This window comes from Streptomyces sp. CB01881, assembly GCF_002953255.1.
GTDB lineage: Bacteria > Actinomycetota > Actinomycetes > Streptomycetales > Streptomycetaceae > Kitasatospora.
On record NZ_CP026498.1, the window covers coordinates 11033649 to 11037335 of the forward strand.

Consider the following 3687-nt stretch of genomic DNA (forward strand, 5'->3'; position numbering starts at 1 on the left):
CCGCGAAAACCGAACACTACCCGGCCGCCGGGACGGCCAGCGCAGGCACTGGCTAGGAGGTTTCGCCGCCCATCTCCTCGAAGTCGCCGATCATGGCCGGGTCGTCGGCCGAGGTCGACCCGGGCCAGGGGGCGGCGCCCGTGACGCCCAGATCGGCGCGCATCGCCTCTCGGGTGGCCCGGATCAGGGGCCAGAGCGCGTGTTGCGCCTCGGCGGCCGATCGCAGCGTCTCGCCGGGCCGGGGGTTCCCCTGTTCGATGCGTTTGATCTGCCCGTACACCCGGGTCAGTGCGTCGTTCAGTTTGCCGGCCGGGCCGATCACGGTGTCGGGGGCGGTCATCAGGGTCTCGGACCAACGGTCCCGGTGGGCGTCCTTCGCCCCTTCCAGCGCCCGGACGTCCTCGTCCCCGGGCGCGCGGTCCCGCATGACGTACAGGTGACGGCTCAGAGCCGTGGCGAACTGTCGGGCATCCCGATGGAGCTCGGTGTAGCACCGCCGCCGCAGCTCGCGATTCTCGCGGCGTTCCTGGATCGCATGGCTCATCTCCAGCTCACGCTTCTTGACCCGGTCCGCGCCGCGCTGGGTCAGCAGCGCGCCGCCCAACGTGCCCGCCACACCGGTCATCGCGATCAGTACCGCCCCCACGTCCATGGGATCACCCTAGAGTCCGCCCTCAGCTGTCCTAGCGGCGGGCTGGGGAAACGGATGCCCGGCACCGCGAGCCCGGCAAGATCGGCCTGCCAGAGCCCAGGCCGAGCACAGCGGGACGGCCTGACGGCCGACCAGGACGCCGGCCAAGGCGCAGCAGAGGCGGCGGGGAGCAGCTGAGGCCGGCGCACCGAGCAGCGGGTGCAACACGGCAGGTGCAACACGCCGAACCGGGCCCCTCCCAGCCACATAACCCCTGGTCAGACCCGCAACACGGCTCCGCGTCGCGTGTGTTTGGGGGACACTCAGCCGTGGATCTCCCAGGCCCTCTGCGGGAACCAGTGAGGGAGGTCGTCGAGGGCCTCGGCGGGGAAGAACACCGGCCGGGTGAGCAGGCGGTCGTGCGCCCGCTGGACGTTGACCACCACGCCCAGGAGGTCCGATCGGGGCACGCCCAGGCTCATGTACGACAGCTCGGCGTCGCGTTCCTCCATCCACTGCCCCACCACGGAGGGAGTCCGGCCCACGAGCGCGGTGCCCTCCACGGTGACCTGCGGCCCGCACCGGGCGTCGACCGCGACACCGGACAACCGCTCGTCCCGGTAGTAGAGATGCAGGCCGAACTCCCGGTACCTGCCCTCACAGACCTTCCAGGTGTCGTCTCCCGGCCCGCTGGTCCACGTCCGGTGCTCGGTGTCCCCGGTGAGAGCACACAAGGTGGCCGTCACCTCGTCAGCACTCATCCCGAAACGCAACGGCCCCACAGCCACGAACGACTCCAACACCCACTGCACACGTTCCTCGTCCGACCGAACACGCCACCACTCCTCAAACATGATCAACACCCTGACCGACACCACCGACATCCGCAGGCGCTCCGGGACACCGCCCGGCCTGAACCGCGGCCAGCAGACGGGCCCGGAACAGCGGCGCGGCAGGCGAGCAGGCAGGGCGCAGCGGGCGGGCCCGGACAGGCCCAGCATCAGCGCCCCGCGCGGACCCAGGACGGCAGCCCCGGACGGCGGCCAGGGCGCAGCGGGGGCGGCTTGATGGGTGGGTGGGGCCGGTGCTGACGAGCCGTCCCCAGGCCCTTTCTCCCCGGACGCCGGTTGGGCCGTAACCACCCCCGCGCAGACCGGGAGGTCTGCCGTTCCGTCTCCAGTGCTGGACACTCCGGTACCCACCCCACCCACACCGCACCCTAGAAACCCCCACCGACACACACCCCGGCCACGCGGCCTGGACGGGGACCAAGCTGGTCACCAGGACAGCCACGGGGTACAGACTGCGGGCTTCGGGAAGCAGCACGGGCGCAGCGGGACGGCGACCCGGCGCGGCAGGCCCGAGACGGCCAGGACGACGACCTGGCGTAGCGGGACGGCCTGGCGGCCGCTGTCGAGGTACATGTCCCGGTACCCAGCCAGGTACACCGGAACGTGCCCAGTGGCGGGGCGGCTGCATGATGCCGGGCCCCTCGCTTGGGCCCGTGGCCGCAACTGGGATCATGAGCCTATGCCCGAGGAATCGGATCTGCTGTCAAACCCATGGCCACTCGCACCGTCTGGCGCGACGGACTGGTTGCTCAAGCTGTGTGGCGACGGTTTGACCGGGTTCATGCCGCCGGCGATGCCCGATGCGGCCTGGGTACTCAACGCCATGTACGAGCACGAGAACGGGCCGGGCGACGTATCGCACCACGAGTACCACCAGGCGCGTCCGGCGGTTGGGAGCACCCCGCGCGAAATCGTCCCGGGCATCGATCTCGATGCCGTGGTCGTCACCACGGGAGACGGCCTGGGCCGCGCCGAGCACCCCGGCCCCGGCTGGCGGCGGCTGCGCTGGGAGGAACTCGCCCGGCGGACCGGCGACCCCGTCGTCCCCGACGGGCTGCTGCCCTCCCACCGTTGCTTTCCCTCGGCCACGAAGAACGGCAGCTGGCCGCTGGGCATCGCCCCACCCACCGAGGGGAGCCTGGATCGTGAGACCTGGATCCGGCTGATCGACATCCTCACCGCGCACAGCCCTGCGGGCCCGGACACCCGCTGCCTGGCCTACTACAACCCGCTGACGCTCGGGGCCGTCGACTTCGACAACCTCCATGTACGGGAGGGGCGCCTTGGCGACGCCGAGATGCTCTACGACGTGTCCGAGGCCGACCTGGCCGACTTCAGCCCCGCCAACCTCTGGGCCGAAGACCGCTCATGGGTCTTGTGCACCGACTACGACCTGTGGGCCACCAAGGTCGCCGGGCTCCCAGCCCTCATCGAGGCACTGCTGAACGACACCGGTGTCGAGGCCGTACGGCTGCCCTGGGCGACCTGAAGGTGAACTGCACCGGCCCGTCCCCGCCCCAAGACTCGAGCACTTTCACGTGTACCAGACTCAGCACATTCACCTGTACGCCGACAGCCGCCCAGGACGCAGCGGGGCGGTACGACGGCCAGGACGGCGCAGCAGCGGGACGGCACGACGGCAGGAGGCCGGCGGACCGAGCAGCGCCCGCGGCCCCATCCAGCACCCTGTCGCACCCACCTGTCGCGTCCCCACCACACACAGGGGTTGAGCGGTATCCGTCCACGTCACAGGGCACGACACCGCCCCACCCGACAGGAAGCGCGGCACCAGGACAGGCACCCACGGCCACCAGAACAGCCTCCACGGCGGCCTGACGGCCACCCAGCCGCCCGGCCAGGCCGAACCGGGGGCAGCGAGGCCCCCCGAGGCACAGCGGGACGACGACGGCGCCCGGCACGCGGCAGCGCAGCGAGGCCTGCGCAGGCGCAGCGGGAAGCGGGCGGCACAGAGCTGGGAAGCGGGACGGCCCAGCCACCAGGGACAGCGGGCCCGACCGGACAACGCGGGGCCCAGCCCCGACAGCGGCCCCGGCCTGGACCGCAGCGACCGAGCAGGACGCAGCAGGCCCGGGACGACCCGGACGGCGGGCCCGGGACAGCGGCACCCAGCCCGGACCACCAAACCGAACACCAACCCCGCCACCACCCCTGCCCCGCAATTCCGACCCGAATTCAGACCACCAC

Annotated in this window: 4 protein-coding genes; 1 reads left to right on the forward strand and 3 read right to left on the reverse strand. The window is 71.6% G+C overall.

All coding sequences use genetic code 11. The features are described from left to right. Positions 1-52: 52 nt before the first annotated feature. The 3 genes from C2142_RS37515 to C2142_RS37525 all read right to left on the reverse strand — a co-directional run bounded on the left by C2142_RS37515 (position 53) and on the right by C2142_RS37525 (position 2055). On the reverse strand, positions 53-652 hold the full coding sequence (locus C2142_RS37515) for a hypothetical protein (protein ID WP_148647267.1): 600 nt from the start codon (positions 650-652) through the stop codon (positions 53-55). 302 nt (positions 653-954) lie between these two features. Beyond that, positions 955-1392, reverse strand: a complete 438-nt coding sequence (locus tag C2142_RS37520) for a hypothetical protein (protein ID WP_148647268.1) — start codon at positions 1390-1392, stop codon at positions 955-957. 516 nt (positions 1393-1908) lie between these two features. Beyond that, the gene (locus tag C2142_RS37525) at positions 1909-2055 is read right to left on the reverse strand and encodes a hypothetical protein (RefSeq protein ID WP_153882856.1); all 147 of its coding nucleotides are present in this window, start codon (positions 2053-2055) and stop codon (positions 1909-1911) included. Positions 2056-2275: 220 nt separating this feature from the next. Between C2142_RS37525 and C2142_RS37530 the strand changes: the two genes are divergently transcribed. Continuing rightward, positions 2276-2971, forward strand: a complete 696-nt coding sequence (locus tag C2142_RS37530; protein WP_241003067.1) for a hypothetical protein — start codon at positions 2276-2278, stop codon at positions 2969-2971. The last annotated feature ends 716 nt before the right edge of the window (positions 2972-3687 follow it).

Excerpts from the sequence above, each read along its gene's own strand:
- C2142_RS37515 (WP_148647267.1), bottom strand. The coding sequence starts at position 652 with ATGGACGTGGGGGCGGTACTGATCGCGATGACCGGTGTGGCGGGCACG.
- C2142_RS37520 (WP_148647268.1), bottom strand. The coding sequence starts at position 1,392 with ATGAGTGCTGACGAGGTGACGGCCACCTTGTGTGCTCTCACCGGGGAC.
- C2142_RS37525 (WP_153882856.1), bottom strand. The coding sequence starts at position 2,055 with ATGTACCTCGACAGCGGCCGCCAGGCCGTCCCGCTACGCCAGGTCGTC.
- C2142_RS37530 (WP_241003067.1), top strand. The coding sequence starts at position 2,276 with ATGCCCGATGCGGCCTGGGTACTCAACGCCATGTACGAGCACGAGAAC.